This is a genomic window from Chryseobacterium carnipullorum (assembly GCF_900142785.1).
Classification (GTDB): domain Bacteria; phylum Bacteroidota; class Bacteroidia; order Flavobacteriales; family Weeksellaceae; genus Chryseobacterium; species Chryseobacterium carnipullorum.
On sequence record NZ_FRCD01000011.1, the window covers coordinates 176523 to 198361 of the forward strand.

At 37.0% G+C, this 21839-nt stretch carries 23 protein-coding genes; 7 read left to right on the forward strand and 16 right to left on the reverse strand.

Annotation, left to right across the window (positions count from 1 at the left end; translation table 11 throughout):
- Positions 1–13: 13 nt before the first annotated feature.
- Complete coding sequence (locus BUC06_RS13905; RefSeq protein WP_073334609.1) at positions 14–1159, reverse strand: Atu1372/SO_1960 family protein; 1146 nt, start codon at positions 1157–1159, stop codon at positions 14–16.
- 69 nt (positions 1160–1228) lie between these two features.
- Between BUC06_RS13905 and BUC06_RS13910 the strand changes: the two genes are divergently transcribed.
- Entirely contained in the window at positions 1229–2035 is an 807-nt protein-coding gene (locus BUC06_RS13910; protein ID WP_073334610.1) for a helix-turn-helix domain-containing protein, read from the forward strand.
- 234 nt (positions 2036–2269) lie between these two features.
- Here the strand turns inward: BUC06_RS13910 and BUC06_RS13915 are convergent, their stop codons facing one another.
- The 7 genes from BUC06_RS13915 to BUC06_RS13945 form a co-directional block, all read right to left on the reverse strand.
- Positions 2270–2770: a CinA family protein gene (locus BUC06_RS13915; RefSeq protein ID WP_073334611.1), complete on the reverse strand. Its 501-nt coding sequence runs from the start codon at positions 2768–2770 to the stop codon at positions 2270–2272.
- 43 nt (positions 2771–2813) lie between these two features.
- Positions 2814–4949 carry a catalase gene (locus BUC06_RS13920; RefSeq protein WP_073334612.1) on the reverse strand — a complete coding sequence of 712 codons (2136 nt, stop codon included), beginning with the start codon at positions 4947–4949 and terminating at the stop codon, positions 2814–2816.
- A 58-nt stretch (positions 4950–5007) separates the two neighbouring features.
- Positions 5008–5394, reverse strand: a complete 387-nt coding sequence (locus BUC06_RS13925) for a hypothetical protein (protein ID WP_073334613.1) — start codon at positions 5392–5394, stop codon at positions 5008–5010.
- 14 nt (positions 5395–5408) lie between these two features.
- A complete protein-coding gene (locus BUC06_RS13930) occupies positions 5409–5693 on the reverse strand; it encodes a hypothetical protein (RefSeq protein WP_128124856.1) in 285 nt (94 codons plus the stop codon).
- A 346-nt stretch (positions 5694–6039) separates the two neighbouring features.
- Positions 6040–6654, reverse strand: coding sequence for a Crp/Fnr family transcriptional regulator (locus BUC06_RS13935; RefSeq protein ID WP_228423748.1), 615 nt, complete (start codon positions 6652–6654; stop codon positions 6040–6042).
- 462 nt (positions 6655–7116) lie between these two features.
- Positions 7117–7329, reverse strand: a complete 213-nt coding sequence (locus BUC06_RS23585) for a hypothetical protein (RefSeq protein ID WP_123880852.1) — start codon at positions 7327–7329, stop codon at positions 7117–7119.
- A gap of 86 nt (positions 7330–7415) precedes the next feature.
- The gene (locus tag BUC06_RS13945) at positions 7416–8300 is read right to left on the reverse strand and encodes a DMT family transporter (protein ID WP_073334616.1); all 885 of its coding nucleotides are present in this window, start codon (positions 8298–8300) and stop codon (positions 7416–7418) included.
- A 92-nt stretch (positions 8301–8392) separates the two neighbouring features.
- On the opposite strand from BUC06_RS13945, the gene BUC06_RS13950 reads away from it, so the two are divergent.
- Positions 8393–9805 (forward strand): aminotransferase-like domain-containing protein, encoded by a 1413-nt coding sequence (locus tag BUC06_RS13950; RefSeq protein ID WP_073334617.1) that lies wholly within the window; start codon positions 8393–8395, stop codon positions 9803–9805.
- 2 nt (positions 9806–9807) lie between these two features.
- Here BUC06_RS13950 and BUC06_RS13955 read toward each other — a convergent pair whose 3' ends face one another.
- The 5 genes from BUC06_RS13955 to BUC06_RS13975 all read right to left on the reverse strand — a co-directional run bounded on the left by BUC06_RS13955 (position 9808) and on the right by BUC06_RS13975 (position 13144).
- Entirely contained in the window at positions 9808–10401 is a 594-nt protein-coding gene (locus BUC06_RS13955) for a Crp/Fnr family transcriptional regulator (RefSeq protein ID WP_034730236.1), read from the reverse strand.
- Positions 10401–10778, reverse strand: a complete 378-nt coding sequence (gene ytxJ / locus BUC06_RS13960; RefSeq protein WP_073334618.1) for a bacillithiol system redox-active protein YtxJ — start codon at positions 10776–10778, stop codon at positions 10401–10403. The genes BUC06_RS13955 and ytxJ overlap by 1 nt, the downstream gene beginning before the upstream one ends.
- On the reverse strand, positions 10775–11236 hold the full coding sequence (locus BUC06_RS13965; protein WP_228423750.1) for a DUF1569 domain-containing protein: 462 nt from the start codon (positions 11234–11236) through the stop codon (positions 10775–10777). Before BUC06_RS13965 ends, ytxJ begins: the two co-directional genes overlap by 4 nt.
- Positions 11230–11766, reverse strand: a complete 537-nt coding sequence (locus tag BUC06_RS13970; RefSeq protein ID WP_073334620.1) for a YfiT family bacillithiol transferase — start codon at positions 11764–11766, stop codon at positions 11230–11232. Before BUC06_RS13970 ends, BUC06_RS13965 begins: the two co-directional genes overlap by 7 nt.
- A gap of 235 nt (positions 11767–12001) precedes the next feature.
- Complete coding sequence (locus BUC06_RS13975) at positions 12002–13144, reverse strand: DEAD/DEAH box helicase (RefSeq protein WP_073334621.1); 1143 nt, start codon at positions 13142–13144, stop codon at positions 12002–12004.
- 129 nt (positions 13145–13273) lie between these two features.
- On the opposite strand from BUC06_RS13975, the gene pncA reads away from it, so the two are divergent.
- Positions 13274–13879 carry a bifunctional nicotinamidase/pyrazinamidase gene (pncA, locus tag BUC06_RS13980; RefSeq protein WP_073334622.1) on the forward strand — a complete coding sequence of 202 codons (606 nt, stop codon included), beginning with the start codon at positions 13274–13276 and terminating at the stop codon, positions 13877–13879.
- Between the two features lie 304 nt (positions 13880–14183).
- Here pncA and BUC06_RS13985 read toward each other — a convergent pair whose 3' ends face one another.
- Positions 14184–15368, reverse strand: a complete 1185-nt coding sequence (locus BUC06_RS13985; protein WP_228423752.1) for a pseudouridine synthase — start codon at positions 15366–15368, stop codon at positions 14184–14186.
- Between the two features lie 101 nt (positions 15369–15469).
- On the opposite strand from BUC06_RS13985, the gene aroB reads away from it, so the two are divergent.
- Positions 15470–16513 (forward strand): 3-dehydroquinate synthase, encoded by a 1044-nt coding sequence (gene aroB, locus BUC06_RS13990; protein WP_073334623.1) that lies wholly within the window; start codon positions 15470–15472, stop codon positions 16511–16513.
- 86 nt (positions 16514–16599) lie between these two features.
- On the opposite strand, the gene BUC06_RS23590 is transcribed toward aroB, so the two are convergent.
- A complete protein-coding gene (locus tag BUC06_RS23590) occupies positions 16600–16800 on the reverse strand; it encodes a hypothetical protein (RefSeq protein WP_139263361.1) in 201 nt (66 codons plus the stop codon).
- A gap of 592 nt (positions 16801–17392) precedes the next feature.
- Here BUC06_RS23590 and BUC06_RS13995 point away from each other — a divergent pair.
- The 3 genes from BUC06_RS13995 (at position 17393) to BUC06_RS14005 (ending at position 20625) form a co-directional block, all read left to right on the forward strand.
- Positions 17393–18022, forward strand: coding sequence for a porin family protein (locus BUC06_RS13995; protein WP_073334624.1), 630 nt, complete (start codon positions 17393–17395; stop codon positions 18020–18022).
- A gap of 320 nt (positions 18023–18342) precedes the next feature.
- Positions 18343–19035 carry a porin family protein gene (locus BUC06_RS14000; protein ID WP_073334625.1) on the forward strand — a complete coding sequence of 231 codons (693 nt, stop codon included), beginning with the start codon at positions 18343–18345 and terminating at the stop codon, positions 19033–19035.
- A gap of 882 nt (positions 19036–19917) precedes the next feature.
- Complete coding sequence (locus tag BUC06_RS14005) at positions 19918–20625, forward strand: porin family protein (protein WP_073334643.1); 708 nt, start codon at positions 19918–19920, stop codon at positions 20623–20625.
- Between the two features lie 296 nt (positions 20626–20921).
- Here BUC06_RS14005 and BUC06_RS14010 read toward each other — a convergent pair whose 3' ends face one another.
- Positions 20922–21728: a glycerophosphodiester phosphodiesterase family protein gene (locus BUC06_RS14010; RefSeq protein WP_073334626.1), complete on the reverse strand. Its 807-nt coding sequence runs from the start codon at positions 21726–21728 to the stop codon at positions 20922–20924.
- Positions 21729–21839 lie beyond the last annotated feature (111 nt).

The following is a 21839-nucleotide window of genomic DNA, read 5'->3' on the forward strand; positions in this document are numbered from 1 at the left end:
TATCACGTGATTTTTACTCCACTTCAAAAATAGCCTGTATCTCAACGGAAGAATTGACAGGAATAGATGAAGCGCCCAAAGTTGCTCTGGCATGTTTTCCTTTTTCTCCCAGAATTTCTACGGTCAGGTCTGATGCTGTATTCATCAAATCTGCATGTTTTGTATAGTCATCTTTCGTGTTGAAGATTCCGGTCAGCTGCACACATTGTTTTACTTTATTAAGATCACCGCCTACTGCTTCCTTTAAAACTGCTATAACGTTAAGCATTGTGGCTTTTGTAGCTTCCTTTACCTGCTCTTCATTGACATCAACACCCAATTTCCCGGGATTTAAGATTTTACCCTCTTTTAAAGCTACCTGATTAATGAATACCAGATTTCCGGAACGGACATAAGGTTTATAGTTTCCTGCTGGCTGAGGAACTTTTGGAAGGGTAATATTTTTTTGTTTTAAAAGAGCATTGATATCATCAGACTTTTCCACAGCAGCAGCTGTTGTCAGTTTTTTACTGAAGCTTCCTTTCAACGCCAAAGATGTTTTAGCAAAATTTCTTCCCTGAAGCTGTGCCAGTGCCCGTTCATCTTTTGTAGGTCTTTCAACATCTTTCAGCGACGCCATGCTGGTTACCCCTAAAACTGTATTTCCCTGAGGAATTGTTTTGTTGATACCTTCAGTACCCCTGATTCCATTGGAAACCAATACCATTCCATGAACAGCTAACGTATTCCAGAAAGCATTCAAAGCCAATTCTTTTCCCGCACCGCTTCCTGCTGACATAAAAACGGTTGCAGGCATTCCTTCCAGCGCGTGATTCGTCCATAAATTAACGGTCTTAGATAAAAATTCGCTCATTCCGGTACTGATATTTCCGAAATACACAGGGGACCCGAAAGCAATTCCGTCATAAGATGGCAATTCATCCACTGATGCTACAGGAATATTTTTCAATTTTGGATTTTGAGAGTCTTTGACCTGTTTAATCACGGCTGTAGCACTTTTACTGCTTTCAATGCCGGATGCCAATTCTTTCGCCAGTTCATAAGTCCCCCCATTGTCTGAGTGAATGAGGACCAATATTTTAGCTTTATTGTCTTGTGCCATGATCGTGGTGATTTTTAATAATAAGATGAATACAAAAACCGTACTTAGTTTTTTCATTTTTAATAGATAAATAATTAACTATACAAAATTAGTATTGTCGTTTTTATTAAATTTGCCAAAAATTCTATGCAGAACGACATCGTAAAATGCGGTTTAAAGGAAAAAACAAACAGCAACCTGGTAGATACTATTGGCAAGGAAGCGTATGTCTGGTGTGAGAAAGACTGGAAACATGATGATCATGAACATGCTCACCAACGGGCACAGCTTACTTTTGTAGAAGAAGGCTACCAGTATTTTCATATCGATCAGAAAATTTATCTGGTTCCTCAGTACCATGTCATTTGGATTCCTTCAGGAAAAGCGCACAGAATTACTTCAGAAGCAAAAACCGTCAACTTAATGGTTTTTCTTTTCAAAACTATTTTTGAGGATGATTTTTACGAAAATATTCATGTTTTTGCCGTTCCCCCTGTTTTAAAAGAAATGCTTCTCTATGCATCCAAATGGAATCAGCTGACAGAAGAAGATGAGGAACAGGACTTGTTTTTTAAAGCCATTTTAAAAAGTCTTCCCAATTTCTGCAGAGAAAGCAGTTATCTTGAAATTCCCGTTCCGTCTGATGCCAGGCTTATTCCTGTCTGTACTTATATCAATTCTAATTTTAAATATAGTCTGAATGCAGATGAACTGGCAGAAAAAGCACAAATGTCTGTGCGCAGTCTGCAAAGAATATTTAAGAGTGAAACCGGAATTACCCTTCAGAAATACCATCAGCTTGTGAGAATCCTGAAGAGCATAGAACTTATTGACAGTGGGCAGTTGACATTAAGCCAGATTGCTTACAAAGTAGGTTATCAAAGTTTATCGGCTTTTACTTCTTCCTATTATTCGATCATGAAATCTAAACCAAGGGTGAAGAAAATCAATTAAGGAGTTTCGTCATAGGCCCCATCTAAAGGATTAGATTCAGGAGAACCTTTTTCACGGAGCCAGATGGATAATACAGCGATTGAAAAAAACGGCTAAAAATTCACTTTGCCAGTTCTCAAAAGGTTCAAACCGGAATCTGGAATCCGATATATTTCGTAAGGATGGATTTATTGGTAAAGTTCAGGAATTAGATTCCTGAACTTTGATCCTTCTATTCTATATTTTCTTAAAAATTTATTTTAAGATCAACAGTTGATTGATTTCACTTTTAAAACATCCGAGAATGAATTCTGTATAATACATCTGAGCGTTCAGTGCCTGAGTTTTGGGATGAAGTTCCAGTTTTTTGGTCAAAATGATTTCCCCTTTATACGAAAATGAAAAATAGGCAAAGATTTTATACATTGAATTTCGTATCGGAGTGAAATAGCCAGTGGTGGCAATTGACCAGTCCGTTTCAAAGAGTTTGGCAACATTGAGAGCCATGGTTCGTGCTATGTTTTCAGAGACACAGTCACATTCTTCAGCTTCTGCCTTGTCTACGTTCAGTAATTTTACTTTTTGGGGAAGAGTGTAAGTCGTCATCCCACCTTTGAAAAATAGCGATGCGTTGGGCATTTGCGAAAAAGCAAGCTGAAGGCATCCCGAGGTAACGCCTTCTGCTACTGAAATCGTTTCACCAGCCCTTAAAATAGACTGGCTTATATATTCTAAAAGATTTTTCTGGAATTCCATAATGATAAATATTTAGTGAGTGTGAAGGGTGTATTCTTAAAGTTTATGCATTTCTTTCCTGTTCGAGATCCCAGACTCTGTGTCCGGAAACTGCTTTTATAAACTGATTGACAGGATTATCATTGTCCCAGGTAATTACAGCCGGATCATCATGTTTTTTGGCAGCTATATTACTCCGGTTATACAATTCTTCTGTTCCCGCTCCAAAATAAATTGCTTTACAATGCCTATACGATTCATTGATGAACTGCAACACATGATGTCTATTCTCAGGATCCAAAAGTTCTTTGGTTGATTTTTCTCCCGCACTGATGTATAATGCATCAAAACAAACACTGGCAATACTCGTGAGAGAATGTTTTGGAGTAAGGCTTGATCCGTCCTTGGTTTTAACAGGTGCTACACTTGGTGCAATAAGTTCCACCGTGGCGCCTTCCGATTCCAGTTTTGACTTTAAATCGTTAAGTGCACTTCCATCTGTACCATTGGCTATGATGAAACCTATCTTTCTGCTTTTGATGGTATCTTTTACCGTGTCTTTCATACTCAGGGCATCAGACTGCTTAGTTTTAGGCTCTATTTCTGCGCTTTGAAGTTCAGCTGCGTTCGCATCTGCAGGTATGCTTTGGTTAGGTTCTTTTAATTTTTTTACTTTCACGCCTATTTTATCAGCTACTTTTTGAGCCAGATTTTTATCAATAAAGGCAAGTTGTCCTACTACTCTTTCTCTGATTTCCGGTATATTTACTTTGGAAAGTTCGAAAATAAGTGCATTCTGAAGATGGGTCTTTTCAGGAGCCGACTGACTGTTGTAAAACAATTTTGCCTGAGAATAGTGGTCTACAAAACTCTGACTTCTTTTTCTGACTTTTTCTCCGGAAACTCTTTCTTCCTGAGAAACAAATCCTCCTTCGGACATCATTGCCTGAAAAGGACATCCTCCTCCCATAGAATTCGGTTCATAGCTTACTTTTCCTTTTACAATCTGCTGTCTCATATGTCCGTCACGCTGATTATTGTGAACGGTATTGATCGATCTGTTGATTGGGATTTCATGAAAATTCGGTGATCCAAGTCTTGACAGTTGGGTGTCGGTATAAGAAAACAATCTTCCCTGAAGCAAAGGGTCATTGGTAAAATCAATTCCGGGAACAAGATGTCCGGGATGAAATGCTACCTGTTCAGTTTCTGCAAAGAAGTTATCGGGATTCCTATTCAATGTTAAAGTTCCAAAGAGTTCCACGGGCACTTCTTCTTCGGGAATCAGTTTGGTAGGATCCAGCAGATCAAAATCGAATTTGTGCTCATCTTCTTCCGGAATCAGCTGCACCCCAAAATCCCATTCAGGGAAAGCTCCGTTTTCAATAGCTTCCCACAAATCTCTTTTGTGGAAATCAGGATCTACACCGGAGATTCTCTGTGCTTCGTCCCATGCCACGGAATGAACGCCTAATTTGGGTTTAAAGTGAAATTTAACGAAGTGAACTTTACCTTCTTCATTAATAAATTTGAAGGAATGGACTCCAAAACCTTCCATCATTCGCAAACTTCTTGGAATGGCTCTGTCGCTCATTACCCACATGATCATGTGCATACTTTCGGGCATCAGTGAAATAAAATCCCAAAATGTATCATGTGCTGATGCAGCCTGAGGAATTTCATTGTCCGGTTCGGGTTTCACGGCATGAATCAAATCTGGAAATTTGATCGCGTCCTGAATGAAAAAGACGGGAACATTATTGCCCACAAGATCATAATTTCCTTCTTCGGTATAAAATTTAATAGAAAATCCCCTTACATCTCTGGCCAGATCAGTACTTCCTTTACTTCCGGCAACTGTTGAAAACCTTACAAAAACAGGTGTTTCTTCACCTACTTTGTTTAGAAATTTTGCTTTGGTGTACGCCTTAAGACTTTTGTTCAGCTTAAAAACACCATGCGCTCCTGAACCTCTTGCATGGACTACTCTTTCGGGGATCCTTTCGTGATCGAAATGGGTAATTTTTTCCCTTAAAATGAAGTCTTCCAGCAGTGTTGGTCCGCGGTCGCCGCCTTTTAATGAATCCTGGTTATTATTAATTTTTATCCCCTGGTTAGTCGTCAGTTTTTCATTTTCATTGGAAGTACTGTGGTCATCCAGTTGGTCTAACTTTTTATTCTTGTGAGAATCGTTTTTCATATCAATTTTATTTTGGTGTGGTGTAAAGGGTAAAAAGTCAAACAATATTGTACACGGATTATTCCGGATTTGTTCTGTCTTTTTCTAAAGTGTTTAAAAGTTTATTGAGGTATTCTTCTTCTTTCAGTACTTTGTAATACGCTGTTTTAGCATATAAAGTGAAAGAAGAGTTTTCTATTTTTATTTCTGCACCCCTGTGAGAAGGAGAGCTTGTTTTTTCGCCATGATATTCGCGGATGTTTAAAATATAATCTTTGATATACGTGTCCATCACATTTTTAAGAATATCACATTGAGCATTGTTTTTTATCTTCTCCAATGACTTGATCAGAAAAGCAGTCACTCCGTATGAATTGATAACACTTGGAAATAAAGATTCATTCTCTATCATATTGTTTTTATCATTCAGACCGGAATATTTTAAAGTGTCGTTTTCAAATATCATATTCACAATGGTTATTAGTTATCGGAAATTTTTAAATATTTCTCAAAATAATGAAGATCTTCCTTGTCTTTGATTGAGAGATAGAACATCACCTGTTCCGGTTCTTTCAATCCGATGCTGCTAAAACTGTCAAAATGAGCAATCAAGGCCTGAATATTTTCAATCTCGATGTCTTTTAGTATCACAAATAATAAAAAGATATTATCCTTTATTTCTTTGGCATAAACAGCTGCGCCTTCTTCAAAGCAGTTTCCTTTATTAGCTACTCTGATGAAGTCTTTATGCTTCAGAGTTTTCACTATTTTCTGACAATCCATATTTCTGAGTAATCATGGTTTATATACTTCCGGCAGGATGATCAGTTGGTATCATCCGGCAGGAAACGATTTTTCTCATTTCAATATTGATATCTCAGAATTGCGGTTACGGTAACCTCCAGTATTTTCAACTGAATTTTTTATGAATGAATATGGAGTGATGTATTGCAACCCGGCCTGGGTGGAAATCTGATAGTCCAATCCTGAAAGCCGAAAGCTTCCATGCCGCCCGTACTAGGGTCTTAAGAAATGTATTGAAATTTTGATCTCTCAAATGTACGTCAGAATAATTCACTTTTTTATGACCTGAATCATATTTGAACTGATGTCAATAGACAATTTTCCGGTTTTCTATTTTTATATTTCCTTCTTTCTCCATTTTTTTCAGTGCTCTGATGACCGTTTCTACACGAAGACCCACCAGATTGGCAATCTGCTGACGTGTGAGTCCCACCTGAAAACAGCTTCCACAGCTGTCATCGTGATAACTTTTAAGATAATCCAAAAGCCCTTTAAGTCTTGAAGCAGGATTTAGAGAGGCCATACTCTGAAGCATAATCGCTTTAAAATACAATCTTTGAGAAAGACAGGCATTCATTTCCAAAGACAAATGAGGATGTTTTTTAATGAGCTCAACAAAACGGTCCTTGGGAACTCTGATAATTTCTGATGCTTCTATACACACTGCATTGGTAGGATAAAATTTATCTAAAAAAAGCATTGAATCTCCAAAGCTTTGTTTTCCTCCAAAAATATTATGTATAAATTCTTTTCCTTCATCGTCATAATTATTAAGCTTCACTTTTCCTTCCCTGATCTGGAAATAATAGAGCGCATGGTCTCCTTCCCTGTATACGAGTTCACCTTTCTTGTATTTTTTGATGTCTCCTCCGGATGAATATAACAGCTCATCGTCAATATTCATGCAGCTTATTGTTTTCATAAGTATCTCTTTAAAATATGTTCAATAAAAAATAGTGAAATTTTATTACTGAAACCGCTTTTTACCATACAATCTTTCAATCTTTAATTTGAAATTACTGTATTGTTTTGGTTCTGCTTCATAGTTCTTCAATCTAAGTTATGATTGATGACACCAATACTATTATCTTAAGCATCAATATCTTTCTTTTTAAAACTTATCTTTTTGAACCTGTTTCTAATTTACCCTATGCAAATACTGAACCTTAATGATTAGACTAAATGTTAAATAAAGTTAAAATAATTATCAGAATACACAATAATCAAATTACAAAGTAAATATTAAATATAAAAACAGTCAATAATTTAAAACATTGATAAATTCGGATTTAATATACAAGAAATCTGTCCTTGCAAACATCGAAAGGATATTAAAACCCGCTCTAACAAAAAAGCGGGTTGATAAAATCTATGACGGGAAAAATTACTTTTTGATGACCTTCGCTGTGTCCATTTTTGTTGACGGTGAAGTGTTTGCGTTATGCATCGTATCAGCCGGCATAGGAGCAGCGAGTGAGTCTGCAGGCATTGTATCAATAATGACACTGTCTGATTTTGTCATCGTTTCTACTTTAGTTTCCTTTTTGCAGCTTAATACAGTTAAGCCTAAAAGCATGAGTAAAATGGTAAATTTCATAACTGCTATATTTTGTAATGTGTTTCCAAATATAATCCAATTACAAAATGATAATTTATGATTACGATCATAATCATTTACTTTGGTTATTTTGCAAATTTCTTGGTTCCGGCAACACATAAGATTACCCCTATGGTAACTCCAAGCATTCCCATGCTTACCTGCTCATGAAGGAAATACGCCGCCAGACCCAATCCGAAAAAAGGCTGTAATAACTGCAATTGTCCTACTGTAGCGATCCCTCCCTGCGCCAAACCTTTATACCAAAATATAAATCCTATAAACATACTGAAAAGAGAAATATAAGCCATGCCAAACCAACCCTTAAAACTAACGGTCTCGATATGATCCGGAAAATAAATAAAAAAAAGAGGAACCATAATGGGCAATGCCAAGACCAGAGCCCACGAAATCACCTGCCAGCCGCCTAATGTTTTTGATAGTTTTGCCCCTTCAGCATATCCCATTCCGCATAAGATCACAGCAAGCAGCATCAGAATATCACCGACAGGAGAAGCCAAAATTCCCTGCGAAAATGCATATCCCACTACCAAAAGGCTTCCTATGATAGAAAATAACCAAAATATGGGATGAGGCCTTTCTCCTCCACGGAAAACTCCAAAGACCGCAGTGGCCAAAGGAAGCATTCCCAAAAACACAATGGAATGTGCAGAAGTCAGATACTGAAGGGCCAATGCGGAAAGAAGCGGAAAACCAATGACGCAGCCAATAGATACCAATACTAAAGGGAATATTTGTTTCTTCTCAGGACGTTTCTCTTTGTAGATCAATAAAACAGAAAGTGCCAGAACTCCTGCAATAGCTGCCCTGGCAATGGTTACAAAGATTGGACTCATTTCCATAACAGCTAATTTTGTAGCCGGCATTGATCCGCTGAACAGCAGTACTCCTATAAAGCCGTTAATCCATCCGCTTACACTTTCGTCTTTTGATATTGTATCAGTTACCATTTTACTATTTTTTTTATGAGTCAAAATTATAAAGCTGAAATGAATAAACACAGTCTCAGTTTTGTATATTTGCATGAGCACAGTTAGAAAAAATGAGCAAAGAATTTATCTATACAGAAATTGCAGAGGGAATCGCTTCCCAGATCAGAAATGGTGTCCTGAAGCCAGGAGACAAGCTTCCTTCCGTGAGGATGATGTGTCAGGAACATCAGGTGAGTATGAACACAGCGAAGCGTGTATTTCTGGAACTTGAATCCCAGTCTTTAATACAGTCCAAACCACAGTCCGGATATTTTGTCAGCAGGCTGATGTCTGTCAAGCTGCCTCTTCCGGAAGTAAGCCGCCCTTCTCTGATGGCCAATAACGATGAACCGGATGAACTGATCAGCCGAGTTTATGAAAATATGGGTAAAAAGGGAATCACTTTTTTCTCTATCGGAATTCCTTCCGGAGATCTTCTTCCTCAGGCCAAATTAAAAAAAGAAATCATCCAAGCCACCCGTGAATTAAAAGATGGCGGAACGGAATATGAGGAACTTCAGGGAAATTTAAAGCTTCGGAGAATGATTGCCGTACGTTCCCTGCAATGGGGAGGAAATCTTAATGAAAATGATCTGGTTACAACCAATGGAGGAATGAATGCCTTGTCCTTCTGCCTCATGGCTTTAGGTAAGCCCGGTGATACCATAGCTATCGAAAGCCCTTGCTATCCTGGTATTCTTCAGCTGGCCAATGGGTTGGGTTTAAATGTTCTTGAGCTTCCCACTCACCCGACGACAGGCATTGAAATAGAAGCTTTGCGAAAGGTAATTCCACAGATTAACCTGTGTTTACTGATTCCTAATTTCAATTCACCCTTAGGAAGCTGCATGCCGGACGATCATAAAAAAGAAATCGTAAAACTTCTGTCTGAACATCATATTCCACTCATTGAAGATGATGTTTACGGAGATCTTTACTTTGGGTCCAGCCGGCCGAAATGCTGTAAATCTTTTGATGAGGACGGAAATGTTCTGTATTGCAGTTCAATCTCAAAGACGCTGGCTCCGGGCTATCGCGTAGGATGGATTGCTCCGGGAAAATACAAAAAAAAGATTATGAAACTGAAACTGCTTCATTCAACTTCCTCTATTTCTATTGTGAATGAAGCCGTGGCCAACTTTTTGAAATCCGGCAGATACGAAAAACACCTCCAGCAAATGAGAAGGGCTCTTCAGAATAATTATCAGAATTATGTACAAACGATCGCTGATTACTTTCCAGACGGCACAAAAATCAGCCGCCCACAGGGTGGACTCTCTCTGTGGATAGAATTTGACAAAAAGATCCGAACCACTGAACTGTATGATCTGGCAATAAAGCAGAACATCAGTATTGCTCCCGGCAGGATGTTTACCTTACAGGATCAGTTTGAAAACTGTATGCGCCTCTGTATCGGGCTTCCATGGACGGAAGAGACCAGATTATGCCTGCAGCAGGTCGGAAATCTTGCGAAAAAATTATGATATTATTTATCCGGGACGAAGTTTTTTCTGGCCAGTTCTTTTCTTACGCGGCTCAGACTCTCAGGTGTGATTCCCAAATAAGAAGCAATCATCCATTGGGGAACTCTCAGGAGAAGGTCCGGATACATTTTGATAAACTTCATGTACCGCTCTTCTGCAGTCTCGCCGAGTAATGAATTGATTCTGTTCTGAAGACTTCTGATATGCTTCTGCAGCAAAAAATCACTTCTTTCGATGCTGTTGGGAAACTGTTCTACCAGTTTGTTGAAGAAATCGGGGTGCAGAAACAGAACTTCCGTATCTTCCACCGCTTCTATATAGTAAATGGATTTCTCGTTAAAATAAAGACTGCTTCGGTCAGAAATCAGCCAGCTTTCAGGGGCGAACTGTATGATGTGCTCTTTTCCATTCTTGTCGATGGAATACATCTTCAACAATCCTTTTTCCACAAAGAATATATGCCTGCATATTTCACCATATTGTAAAAGAAACTGATTTTTAGGTATTTTCTTTACTTCATAGTGTAAACTGCACATGTTCACCTTTTCTATAGGAACATTGAGTACTTTAGCTAAATACGTGTTAATATTCTTCATTATACAACCTGGCTTATGGATATATCTTCGTGTGAAGAACTGTCAACCACCTTTCCATCTTCTATGATGATCAACTGCGGGCTTTCATGCCTGATTCCAAGATCTTCTGCAATCTTATTAGAGATCAGTCTATGTTCCAGCAAATCTAGATAATATAAATCAGGTTTTTGATCTAAACTATCTATTTCTCTTTCAAAGTTTTTCAATACTGTACTGCTGATGAAGCATCGTGTTGAATGCTTGAAAATAGCAATTTTATGGTGATACGAAGCCTCTATTGCCTTCGCCAGATCTTCGGAAGATTCTATTTTTTTCCAGAAAGATTTACGTTCAGGGGCTTCTTCTTTTCCTCCGAATATTTTATCAAAAAAACTCATACATTAAATTGTTTTAAATGATGATCAAGATGTTTGTATTCTAAAAATCCCCAGTCTTTTTCAGTCATTGTGCCGAATAATCTATGGTGATCCGGAAGTGCCTTGTTCTCAGATACTTTCCGGAAATCCTTCAGTGAATTCAGCAGATTGGTTTTTGATTCATCAAAATCACACTCAAAATTAACGATTAGTTTTTGAAAAGTAGGCATGTTTCGGGGAATTCCGTTATTAAACATCTGCATTTCTATTTTGGTTGCTGCTCCCACTGCCTTGAACAAGATATTGATTTCGGGAAGTTCAATTTTACCTAAAGCGACCTTAAGAACAAGCTCACAGTGTTTTAACATCTGTGACGCATTCATTTTTCCCCATTTTCGGGGAGCATCGTCGTCTAGCATGGAAATTCTGCTAATAATTTCTTCAAAGTGAAGTGGATGATGCAGACTCTTTTTTACCACCCTTTTTCTTTCTTGAGGTTTTCAATATGAGCAAAATGATGATGGCAATGCCAAACATAAAGGGCGAGATAATTTCTCAGATCATAATCCTTATTCTGTTCAGGGTGATGAAAGGTTCTTTCAAATTGTTTATTCGTAAGAGTTTTGAGCAAAGCTGCCCATCTCTGATGTGTTCCTTTGATCATTCTCATCGCAGGTTTTACAGGCATGCTGACACTGTCCTGAAGTTCTGCCCATTTTGCTTCATCATAAGGTCGGATCGTTGGATTGTCTTCCGTTAATGCCAGTTTTAAACGAATGAAACTGTTGATATGGCTATCGGCGATATGATTGACAAGCTGCCTTACCGTCCATCCTCCTTCTCTGTAAGGAGTATCCAGCTGATCATCAGAAAGATCTTCTATTAAGTTTTTAAGCTTTTCAGGAAAGTTTTTGATCACCTTAATATATTCATCAAGTTTGATATCGCAGATGTTCTCAGGCTGTTGGTACTCGCCTATCGGAAACCTTTTCTGTTCTAAGTTGCTCATTGTAGTAGTTTTAAATTTTAATACTGCAGTATAGCCCGGTTATTATTTTTTTGGACATTTTTTTAAGTAGCAGGGGATGTAAATTTATCAAAATTTCAAGAATCTAAAATGAAAAAAGCGTTAATTATGCTCTTTATCATTTATAAAATCAGAAGGCAGCTGCCAGAAAAAAGTTATCGCTAAAAAAAGCTTCAATTCTGTAAAAATTGAAGCCTTTATTATTTACATCTATGCATTAATATCCATGAAGATCAATTCCTTCTGTTCTCTGCAAGGTTACTTTCTTACCCATTTTCTTCTGAATCACTCTGAAATGCTGCAGTTCATCATCCGTGAGAATATTGATGGCAGTTCCTTTTTCGTTGGCACGGCCTGTTCTACCAATGCGGTGAATATAGTCTAATGGAGAACGCGGCAATTCATAATTGATGACACAAGGCAACGATTCGATATGAATACCACGGCCAATTAAATCTGTAGCCACTAAAATCTGAGCGCCATTGACTTTAAATTCTTCCAGATTGTTTCTACGGGCGCCTTGCGATTTCTGACTGTGAATAGCAACTGCTTTAATTTTATTTTTTTTAAGTTTCTCCACCAAATTATCTGCAGATCGGGTAGAAGAAACAAAGATTAATGCTTTTTCAACCTTCTTTTCTTTGATTAAATATCTTAAAAAAGGACCTTTGTTTTCCGGCGAAACGTGATACGCCAATTGCTCGATGTGATCTATTTCTACTTCATCCTTTTTGATTTCAATGATTGTAGGATTAATGGATAAACGTTCCTTCATTTCTGAAACTTTATCATTTAAAGTCGCCGAAAACAAAGTTGTTTGCTTCACCACAGGCATCAAACCGAAAAGCTTATTCATTTCTTCTCCGAAACCAAGCTGAAACATTTTATCCGCTTCATCAATCACCAAATGCTGAATCCCTGAAATACTCAATGCATTGTGATCAATTAAATCCAATAAACGGCCCGGCGTTGCAATAAGAACTTCTACCCCAAACATTCCTTTCATTTGCGGATTGATAGAAACCCCTCCATAAACCGCCATTGTGCGAATCTCACGCTTCAGATTTTCTGTGAAAGCTCTGAAAACTTCATCAATCTGAATCGCTAATTCACGGGTAGGCACCAATATTAAAACCTGAACATTACGATCTTTTTTAACTTCTGCATTTTGCAGTTTTTCTAAAATAGGCATGACGAAACAAGCCGTTTTTCCGGAACCTGTCTCGGCAATTCCCATCAAATCTTTTCCCTGCAAAATAACAGGAACAGCCTGCTCCTGAATAGGAAATGGCTTCAAATACCCTAATTTGTTGACAGAACGAATAATATTGTGTGATAATCCTAACGACTCAAATGACATAAAATACTTATTTACTGCAAAGATAAGCTATTGATATTTGGTTTAAAATTTTATATTGCCGATTTGTCCGATAATTCAATTTTGGACAATTTTTTGAGTATTTTTATCCAAAATTCGAGAAATCTAAATATGAAAAAAGCGTTAATAATCGTAGATGTACAGAATGATTTCTGTGAAGGAGGCGCATTAGCAGTTCCGGTAGCAAATGAAGTGATCCCTTATATCAATCTTTTGATGGAGGAAAATGAATACGATCAGATCGTTCTCACACAAGACTGGCACCCTGCTGATCACAAAAGTTTTGCCAGCAATAACAATAGAAAAGTAGGAGAAAGCATAATCCTGAATGGTGTTCCGCAGTTCATGTGGCCGGATCATTGTGTTCAGGGAACTTTCGGAGCAGAATTTCATAAAGATCTGAACCGGGATAAAGTCACCCATATTATTCAAAAGGGAAAAAACACAGAGATCGACAGCTACAGTGGTTTTCAGGATAACAACCACTTTATGAAAACCGGACTGGATGATTTCTTAAAGTATCACGATATCCAGCTACTTGAAATCGTAGGTCTTGCTATGGATTACTGTGTGAAATTCACCTGTACGGATGCGGTCGCCAACGGCTATGTTACCTGTCTGCATTTCAACGGGACAAGAGCTGTAAATGTGAAACCGGATAATGGCAGAGATGCTATTTTTGATATGCTACAGAAGGGAGTGACGATTTTAGGATAAAGTTGATCATCCTTTCACTCATCAACTTTAAAATGATAAAAAGGACGTGGAAATGTATTTTCTGCGTCTTTTTTTGGTTAATTATATTATTGCTTAATTTTTAACTAACCCGTCTTTTTGCTTTGCAAAAATCAACTTCTTCATGGAAAGGGAATTGGGTGAGCGACAAGTTTTATTACAAACAAAAACTGCGCAGAAATAAAATTTCTGCGCAGTTTTTTAATACTTATAATTTTCTTTAATGATGAAAGTTGCTGTGAGATACTGAACAAAAAAATGAAGCCGTATCACGCAACCAACTTTATTAAAGCATTTTAAGATTATTAACTTCTAGTTCTGTAAGGATTCTCCAGTGTCCACGTTTGATATTCTTCTTTGTCAATCCGGCAAACATTACTCTGTCTAAAGTTTCCACTTCGTATCCAAGTCTTTGGAAAATTCTTCTGATCACACGGTTCCATCCACTGTGAATTTCAATTCCGATCTCATTTTTCGGTTTTCCTTCAATGTATGAAATCTGATCTACGATGGCTACTCCTTCATCAAGACGAATCCCTTCCACAATCAGTTTCATGTCTTCCTGGCTCAGCTTTTTATCCAAAGTCACATGATAGATTTTTTTAGCATCAAAAGAAGGATGCGTCAGTTTTTTTGTCATGTGTCCGTCATTCGTTAAAAGAATAACTCCGGTTGTAGAACGGTCCAGTCTGCCTACAGGGAAAAGACGGTACGGTGATGCATTGGCCACAAGATCCATTACGGTTTTTCTGGCTTTGTCATCTTTAGTGGTAGAAATATATCCTTTGGGTTTATTTAAAAGCACATATACCGGTTTTTCAGGAGTAATACCCTGCCCGTCAAAAACTACTTTATCGGTTTTCTGAACCTGATAGCCCATTTCATTCACCACTACTCCGTTTACTTCTACCAGCCCCTGCGTGATCAGTTCGTCTGCTTCTCTTCTGCTGCAGATTCCTGAGTTGGCGATATACTTATTAAGACGGATGGTGTCTTTATGAACATCTTTTTCAATTTTGTTTAACCTTCTTTTCTGTACAAAAGATCTTGCCTTGTCTTCATTTTTGTCATCTCCGCTGGATGGTCTTCTTCCATATTTCAGGCTGCCTCTTTCATACTTGTCTCTGGTGTCAAAATTCTTTCCACCTCTTTTTGGAGCCGGTTTACCAAAAGTTTTTCTTTCACGTCCTTCACTTGAATTGGTGATGTAAGATCTGCTCTCCGTTTTTGAACCGCTTTCTTCATCTCTGCTGTGAGAACTTTCTTCACTTCTTTTGAAAGGTTTGGGTTCAAACTTTGAATTGCCGCCTTTATGGTCGAAATTTCTTTCGCCAGCTTTAGGAAAAGGTTTCTTAAAAGGTTTTGATCCTGAAGAATTTCCAGATCTAGAAGCACGAGAATCATCAGAATTTTTTCTTGTTGAAATTCTTGGTCTTTTTGGTCTTTCTGAATTATTGTTATCTCTGCTCATTCTAAAAATTTCTGCAAAGATAGTAATTTAGTTACGAGTTAGAAATTAAGAATCATAACTTTGCACAATAGTTTTATTTTAATTTTAAAGAAACCCCAATAATGATAACAATATTAAACGATGATTTTTCTCAATTAAATACCTTTCTGCACGAAAAATCTTTCAGTAAGATCTTTATTTTAGTTGATGAAAATACCCATGAATATTGTCTTCCGGTTCTTTTAGGTAACATGGAAACAGACTTAGGCTTTGAAATTTTAGAGATCGAAGCGGGTGAAGAAATGAAAAATATCCAGACGGCCAACCAGCTTTGGGAAATTCTCACAGAAATGCAGGCAGACAGAAAGGCATTGGTCATCAATCTTGGTGGTGGTGTGATTACCGATATGGGCGGTTTTATTTCATCTACGTATAAGCGGGGAGTTCAGTTCATCAATATCCCTACTACCCTTTTATCGATGTGTGATGCATCTATTGGCGGGAAAACCGGGATCGATTTAATGAATTATAAAAATATGGTGGGAACTTTTGCTTTCCCGGAACAGATCTTTATCTATCCTAAATTTTTAGAAACACTTCCGTTTAAAGAATTGCGAAGTGGCTTTGCAGAAATGCTGAAACATGGTCTTATTGCTGACAAAGCCCATTGGGAAAGTCTTATTCAGATTCATAAACTGGATGCAGAAGCTATCGTTCCCCATATTCAGACTTCAATGGATATTAAGCAGGATGTGGTAGAAAAAGATTTTCATGAGAGAAATATCAGAAAAACACTGAATTTCGGACATACGATCGGACATTCAGTAGAAAGTCTTTGTCTGAGCCAGGGAAATCCGATCCTTCACGGCGAAGCGGTAGCCATGGGAATGATCTGTGAAGCTCATCTGGCTTATCTTGAAGATCTTATCAGCCAACAGGATGCAGAAACCATCGTTGAGAATCTTCAGAGATACTATCCTTACCTTGATATAAGTGACTTTACGGACGAAAGTATTACAGCACTTTTGCTTAATGATAAAAAGAATACGGACAGCAAGATCAATTTCTCTCTGCTTTCAGGGATAGGTTCATGTACTTATGATCATCAGTGCAGCCAGGAAAACATCCTGAAATCTCTGGAGTTTTACAGAAAACTTAATGATTGATCATGTTCAAATTTTAATAAAAATTACCTGATAAATTCTGTCCCTGAATAAGTTCACACCCCATTTACTTATTCAGGGATAACTATTTAATAATCAATAATTAACTGATGTTTTCTTTTGCAGACGCTGCTGAATCGTCTGATATACTCTTTCGAGTTCATAGGTATAACTATAAAGATAAGGAAGATAAAAACTGACGCCTTTACGTAAACTTTTATCTTGTTCCCAAGCCATTTATCGCTGACCATTTCTATAACAAGCTGATCTGCAAAATAGGCTTTCTTCATTTTTTTGCGAAAAACATAGATAATACATTTATACTTCGTTTCGTGGCACCAAAGTCATAGATGGGAAAAAATTCAAAATGGTCATCATCAATAATGAACTGGACAATTTTTTTGCGGATAAAGAGTTTTAACCCTTCAAAAGCTTTAAAACAACAATACACTTTTTAATGGATTGATGGTAAGAAAATAACGAATCAAATTTTTATTATAAATATACGTCTCTTGCGTAATCACAATTTCTTTAGCTGCGATGCTGCTTTCAATGTAAAACCTGTAAACCGTTTATACAGGCTAAATGAATTTAAAGACTTTAATTTTCTGAACATTTTACTACAATTTAAACTGTTCTCAGAAAATATTTAATTTATACTGTATCTAAACAATCGTTTAATATATTTTATATAAAATTGATAATCAATAATTTAAAATAGAAACACGATGCATTTGACCTCCTCTTCCAACTGACTTTTATCATATTAATTATTTTTGGCAAGCAATTTGAAAGATACTCTGCGTCTCACCCAGTAGTAAGGTTTGACGGTAGTAAAATTTAGAATTAAGAAATAGTAAAATATTAAAAAAAATTAAAGTTATGAAAAAGTTAATTTTAGGATTAGCAGTAACCGCAAGTTCACTAGCTTTCGCTCAGCAGACTCCAACTACTTCTTCCAACCCGGTAACATTTGGTGTGAAAGGTGGAATGAACGTATCTTCTCTTTCTAAAGACGAAGGTTTAGATGATCAAAAATCTAAAATCGGTTTCAACGCAGGTGTATTTGCTAATATTCCAATTGCAGAATCATTCAGCGTTCAGCCGGAAGTATTGTACTCTCAGTATGGTGAAAAATCAGATTACACATTATTAGGGAATAAGTATTCTGCTTCAACTAAATTAGATTACATCGCAGTACCGGTAATGTTCCAGTACAACCTGATCCCTAATCTTTTTGTAGAAGCTGGTCCAGAATTTGGATTTTTAGTAAGCGCTAAAAACAAATTCAAAAACGAAAGTAACGGAAACTCTACTACTTCTGATAATTACAAAGACCAATTACAAACATTCAACTTTGGTATCGGTCTTGGTGCAGGGTATTACTTTACTCCTAACTTAGGGATTACAGCTAGATACGTGGCTGGGGTAACTGATATTTTCAAAGATAATTCTGGTGATGCAGTTAGAAATAATACATTCCAGGTAGGATTAGCTTATAAATTCAAATAATAAGCTTCAACATTCAGAAAACAAATTTTATATTCAATAGAAAGCCGGGTTATTTATTTAATCCGGTTTTTTTGTAATCTAACGGTCAATTTGATATTTTTGGCAAGAAGTTTGCGTATATGAGATAAGATGGACTTCTTGATTTTATCATCAATGTCCGACACCTAAAAGTTTCTTCATATACAAATTGATTTCAATAGAAAAGTCAGGTTTATTTATTTAAACCTGACCTTTTCGCTCTTAAAACATGACTTTTATCAGTTTATTCCCTTTGGCGGGAATTTTGCTGCCGTGTGGGGAATATATAAAACTTTATCATCATGAAAAAACTCATTTTAGGATTAGCATTTGCCGGAAGCCTTTTGGTGAATGCACAGGAAAAAACAAAATCTGCATCACCGATTACTTTCGGGGTTAAAGCGGGATTCAACGCTTCTACGCTTTCCAAATATGATGGAAATGGCGAATATGATAACGATCAGAAACTGAAGCCAGGTTTTAATGCAGGCGTGTTTGTTCATATTCCGGTAGCAGACAAATTCAGTATCCAACCTGAACTTCTTTTTAACCAATTGGGTTCAAAAACAGAAGAAAGAGAAGAGTTCTATGTGAATTCTGATCGGTACAGAAGAGACGTCGACTACAAAAAAACACTTAATTATCTTACTTTACCCATAATGGTACAATACAAGATCCTTCCTCAGCTTTATGTAGAAGCCGGACCAGAATTTGGTTTTCTTTTAGGAGGAAAAGATAAAGGAGACATTACGGTGAGCAAAAACTCCGGAAATACTACCACCACTCAAACCACAACGTTCTCAGAAAAAATCGTTAAAGATCTTTATAATAGATTCAATTTTGGAATGGGTATCGGAGCGGGATATTATTTTACAGAGAATTTCGGTGTGACAGCGAGATTTACAGCGGGGATAACAGATATCTATAAGCATAACAGTGCAGATGCAATCAGAAATAATGCTTTCCAGATCGGTGTGGCTTATCAATTCAAATAATCCATTTTATACTCAACACAAAGCCGGATTATTTATTGAATTCAGCTTTTAATAGAAATAAAAAAGGTCAGGTTTATTTATTTAAATCTGACCTTTTTACAGCAAATCACTTTTATCAATTCTCTTACCGATGGAAATGAAAAGGTTTATTCCAATCATGAGCGAAAGGCAAAAATTGTTTTTAACGCAGGGGTTTTCGCCAATATTCCGGTTTAGGATAAGCTCAGTATTCAGCCGGTGATAGTGTATAACGGGCTGGGATCAAAAATAGAAAGCACTATATTTTTGATATTCCTGCAGCCAGAATGGATGTAATGAAACCTTGTCGTTAAGCTAGATATGATTTCACTCAAAATCCTGCCATTACCGCAATATTTACAACAGGAATTACAGATGTCTACAAACTCAACAGTGGAGATGCGGACAGAAATAATGAACTCCAGATAGGCTTAGCCTATCAATTCATATAGACATAGATTATTTTCAAAGCAATGCCGGGTTCTCTAGTATCCGGCTTTTTTTTAAATGAACACCAAAAAAGATTCAGTAGAAATAGTTATTTTATTAGCTTAACCAAGCTTTGAATCTTTAAAAAATTCAATAATTTCCATACTGCACGTTTTATTTTCCCAACTTTAACGTTATGTTAAATTATCAACATAAAGACAATTTCACTTAAAATCATCTTTAGAAAACAAATTTCCATAACATAATTTTTCTTAAAAAATCTATAAAAGTATCAAAAACACAACATCAAAAACCACTGCTAAAGCCCTTTAAATAAGACTTTTCTAAGTTTGGCAAGCATTTTGCAAAATAATTCAAGTCTGATTGATAAAATCAGGTAAGAAGTACAATAGTAAAATTAAAAAAAATAAAATTATGAAGAAGTTATTTCTAGGGTTGGCAGTTGCTGCTGGCATGATGACATTTGCTCAAGAAACAAAAACAGTAACTCCAGAGCCAATCAAAAAAGAAAAACAACCTATCAGATTTGGTATTAAAGCAGGGGGAAACTCGTCTTACTTCAGTGAGCAGAAATTAAGCCTTGACAACCAGAAAATCGGATTCCATGCTGGGGTTTTAGTTAATATTCCACTTTCTCAGAAGTTCAGCTTGCAGCCAGAGGTTTTATATAACCAGTTAGGAGCAAGAAGCGTCATCTCATCTACCGATGTAACAACGGGTGCTACCAACGTTAAAACAAAAAGTGAGTTCAAAAGTACAATGAACTATATTTCAGTTCCTTTAATGGTACAAATGAGACCTACTGAAAGATTCTATGTAGAGGCTGGTCCTGAATTCAGTTACTTCATCAATGGTAAAAATTCTGGAGACAGTACCATTACAACAACAACGGGAGGGACTACAACCACTCAGTCTGTATCGAATTCTGAAGATATCAATAAAGATAATATCAACAAGTTTAACTTAGGTCTTGGTTTAGGTCTTGGTTATGATATTACCCAAAACTTAGGGATCAACGCAAGATACATCAACAGTCTTACGGACATGAGAAACCAAAAGCCTGAAGGTACTGAGCCATTGAACCATAGAGCGTTTCAATTAGGCTTGAACTACAAATTCTAATAGAAGACAATCAATTATTTAACCTATAGTAAAGGGTGGACTTAAAATTTTTAAGTCCACCCTTTCGTTTTTATTGATGTTGAGAAAGATTTTCAGATGACAGATTTCAGATATCAGACGTGAGACATCAGACAATGAGACTGAGATTGGAAGTCCATAGTTATTTTGTTTTGCAGGTGAATGGTAATTTTTTATATGGATTTGAGATTTCTGATAATAGACATCTTAAAATTTTTCCGTTTCTCCAACTCTTAAAATCCGTGCGTTGCAGCTCAAACTTCACCTCTCTTCATGCGCTATTCAAATATTCTCGGATCATCACTAATTACCCCGTCTATTCCCATGTCTTTTAATTCTTTTAGTCTTTCTTTGGTATTGACAGTCCATGGAATCACTTTCATCCCCAACGAATGGCATTCCTGTACGAGTTTTGAAGTGACAAGGGTGTGATCAGGACTGTAAATGGTTGGGGTAAAACTTAGAAATTTCATATCTCCGGCTACCCCATTCAAATGATTCGGATATTCTCTGAATTTTACAGCTGGTATATTTTCGAAATGAGCCTGCTGCTGTGCTATCTTTTTATCATCTACTTTCTCTGTGAGCAGCGCAGTAAGGATTTCAGGATATTCTTTATGAATGATTTCCAGGGTTCTGGGATCAAACGACTGAATAATGACCCGGTCCTGGATGCCTTTTTTTACAATAATTTTCATCATCAGATCCACAAATTCTTTAGGTTCCGGATGAAATATATGGTCAGAAAAAGGACGTGTTTTGGTTTCTATATTATAAAACGGCAAAGGTCTTTTGAGTTCACGCGAGTACGTTTCACAGGCCTCTATGACATCTTCGAGGAGCGGTTTCTGAACCTTTATCTTCTTTTGGTCGGGATAGTGATCAAGTTTCTTCAATCCTGCGTCAAAGGTCTGAATCTTTGCATAAGGCATGTCATAAATTTTATAGTAAAATCCGGAGTCTTTCGGAATGTAAGTTCCATCGGGTTTTGTGATTAACTCAGGGGACAGAAAAGCATCATGGGAAAGGATTACTTTTTTATCCTTTGTGACAGCAAGGTCCATTTCCAGGGTCGTTACGTTCATTTTCAGAGCATTTTTCGGCAGTGTCTCACTAACTGTGTAAGTTGAAAAGTTATTCTGGAAAATTTTGAGCCCTTAGAGCTCAAAAAATTTTACGGAAATAACTTTTTATTA

Excerpts from the sequence above, each read along its gene's own strand:
- BUC06_RS13915 (WP_073334611.1), bottom strand. The coding sequence starts at position 2,770 with ATGGAATTCCAGAAAAATCTTTTAGAATATATAAGCCAGTCTATTTTA.
- BUC06_RS13935 (WP_228423748.1), bottom strand. The coding sequence starts at position 6,654 with ATGAAAACAATAAGCTGCATGAATATTGACGATGAGCTGTTATATTCA.
- BUC06_RS13945 (WP_073334616.1), bottom strand. The coding sequence starts at position 8,300 with ATGGTAACTGATACAATATCAAAAGACGAAAGTGTAAGCGGATGGATT.
- BUC06_RS23585 (WP_123880852.1), bottom strand. The coding sequence starts at position 7,329 with ATGAAATTTACCATTTTACTCATGCTTTTAGGCTTAACTGTATTAAGC.
- pncA (WP_073334622.1), top strand. The coding sequence starts at position 13,274 with ATGAAAAAAGCGTTAATAATCGTAGATGTACAGAATGATTTCTGTGAA.
- BUC06_RS13910 (WP_073334610.1), top strand. The coding sequence starts at position 1,229 with ATGCAGAACGACATCGTAAAATGCGGTTTAAAGGAAAAAACAAACAGC.
- BUC06_RS13970 (WP_073334620.1), bottom strand. The coding sequence starts at position 11,766 with ATGAGCAACTTAGAACAGAAAAGGTTTCCGATAGGCGAGTACCAACAG.
- BUC06_RS14000 (WP_073334625.1), top strand. The coding sequence starts at position 18,343 with ATGAAAAAACTCATTTTAGGATTAGCATTTGCCGGAAGCCTTTTGGTG.
- BUC06_RS14010 (WP_073334626.1), bottom strand. The coding sequence starts at position 21,728 with ATGAACGTAACGACCCTGGAAATGGACCTTGCTGTCACAAAGGATAAA.
- BUC06_RS14005 (WP_073334643.1), top strand. The coding sequence starts at position 19,918 with ATGAAGAAGTTATTTCTAGGGTTGGCAGTTGCTGCTGGCATGATGACA.
- BUC06_RS13905 (WP_073334609.1), bottom strand. The coding sequence starts at position 1,159 with ATGAAAAAACTAAGTACGGTTTTTGTATTCATCTTATTATTAAAAATC.
- BUC06_RS13985 (WP_228423752.1), bottom strand. The coding sequence starts at position 15,368 with ATGAGCAGAGATAACAATAATTCAGAAAGACCAAAAAGACCAAGAATT.
- BUC06_RS13925 (WP_073334613.1), bottom strand. The coding sequence starts at position 5,394 with ATGATATTTGAAAACGACACTTTAAAATATTCCGGTCTGAATGATAAA.
- BUC06_RS13975 (WP_073334621.1), bottom strand. The coding sequence starts at position 13,144 with ATGTCATTTGAGTCGTTAGGATTATCACACAATATTATTCGTTCTGTC.
- BUC06_RS13920 (WP_073334612.1), bottom strand. The coding sequence starts at position 4,949 with ATGAAAAACGATTCTCACAAGAATAAAAAGTTAGACCAACTGGATGAC.
- BUC06_RS13950 (WP_073334617.1), top strand. The coding sequence starts at position 8,393 with ATGAGCAAAGAATTTATCTATACAGAAATTGCAGAGGGAATCGCTTCC.
- BUC06_RS23590 (WP_139263361.1), bottom strand. The coding sequence starts at position 16,800 with ATGAAGAAAGCCTATTTTGCAGATCAGCTTGTTATAGAAATGGTCAGC.
- BUC06_RS13955 (WP_034730236.1), bottom strand. The coding sequence starts at position 10,401 with ATGAAGAATATTAACACGTATTTAGCTAAAGTACTCAATGTTCCTATA.
- ytxJ (WP_073334618.1), bottom strand. The coding sequence starts at position 10,778 with ATGAGTTTTTTTGATAAAATATTCGGAGGAAAAGAAGAAGCCCCTGAA.
- BUC06_RS13995 (WP_073334624.1), top strand. The coding sequence starts at position 17,393 with ATGAAAAAGTTAATTTTAGGATTAGCAGTAACCGCAAGTTCACTAGCT.
- aroB (WP_073334623.1), top strand. The coding sequence starts at position 15,470 with ATGATAACAATATTAAACGATGATTTTTCTCAATTAAATACCTTTCTG.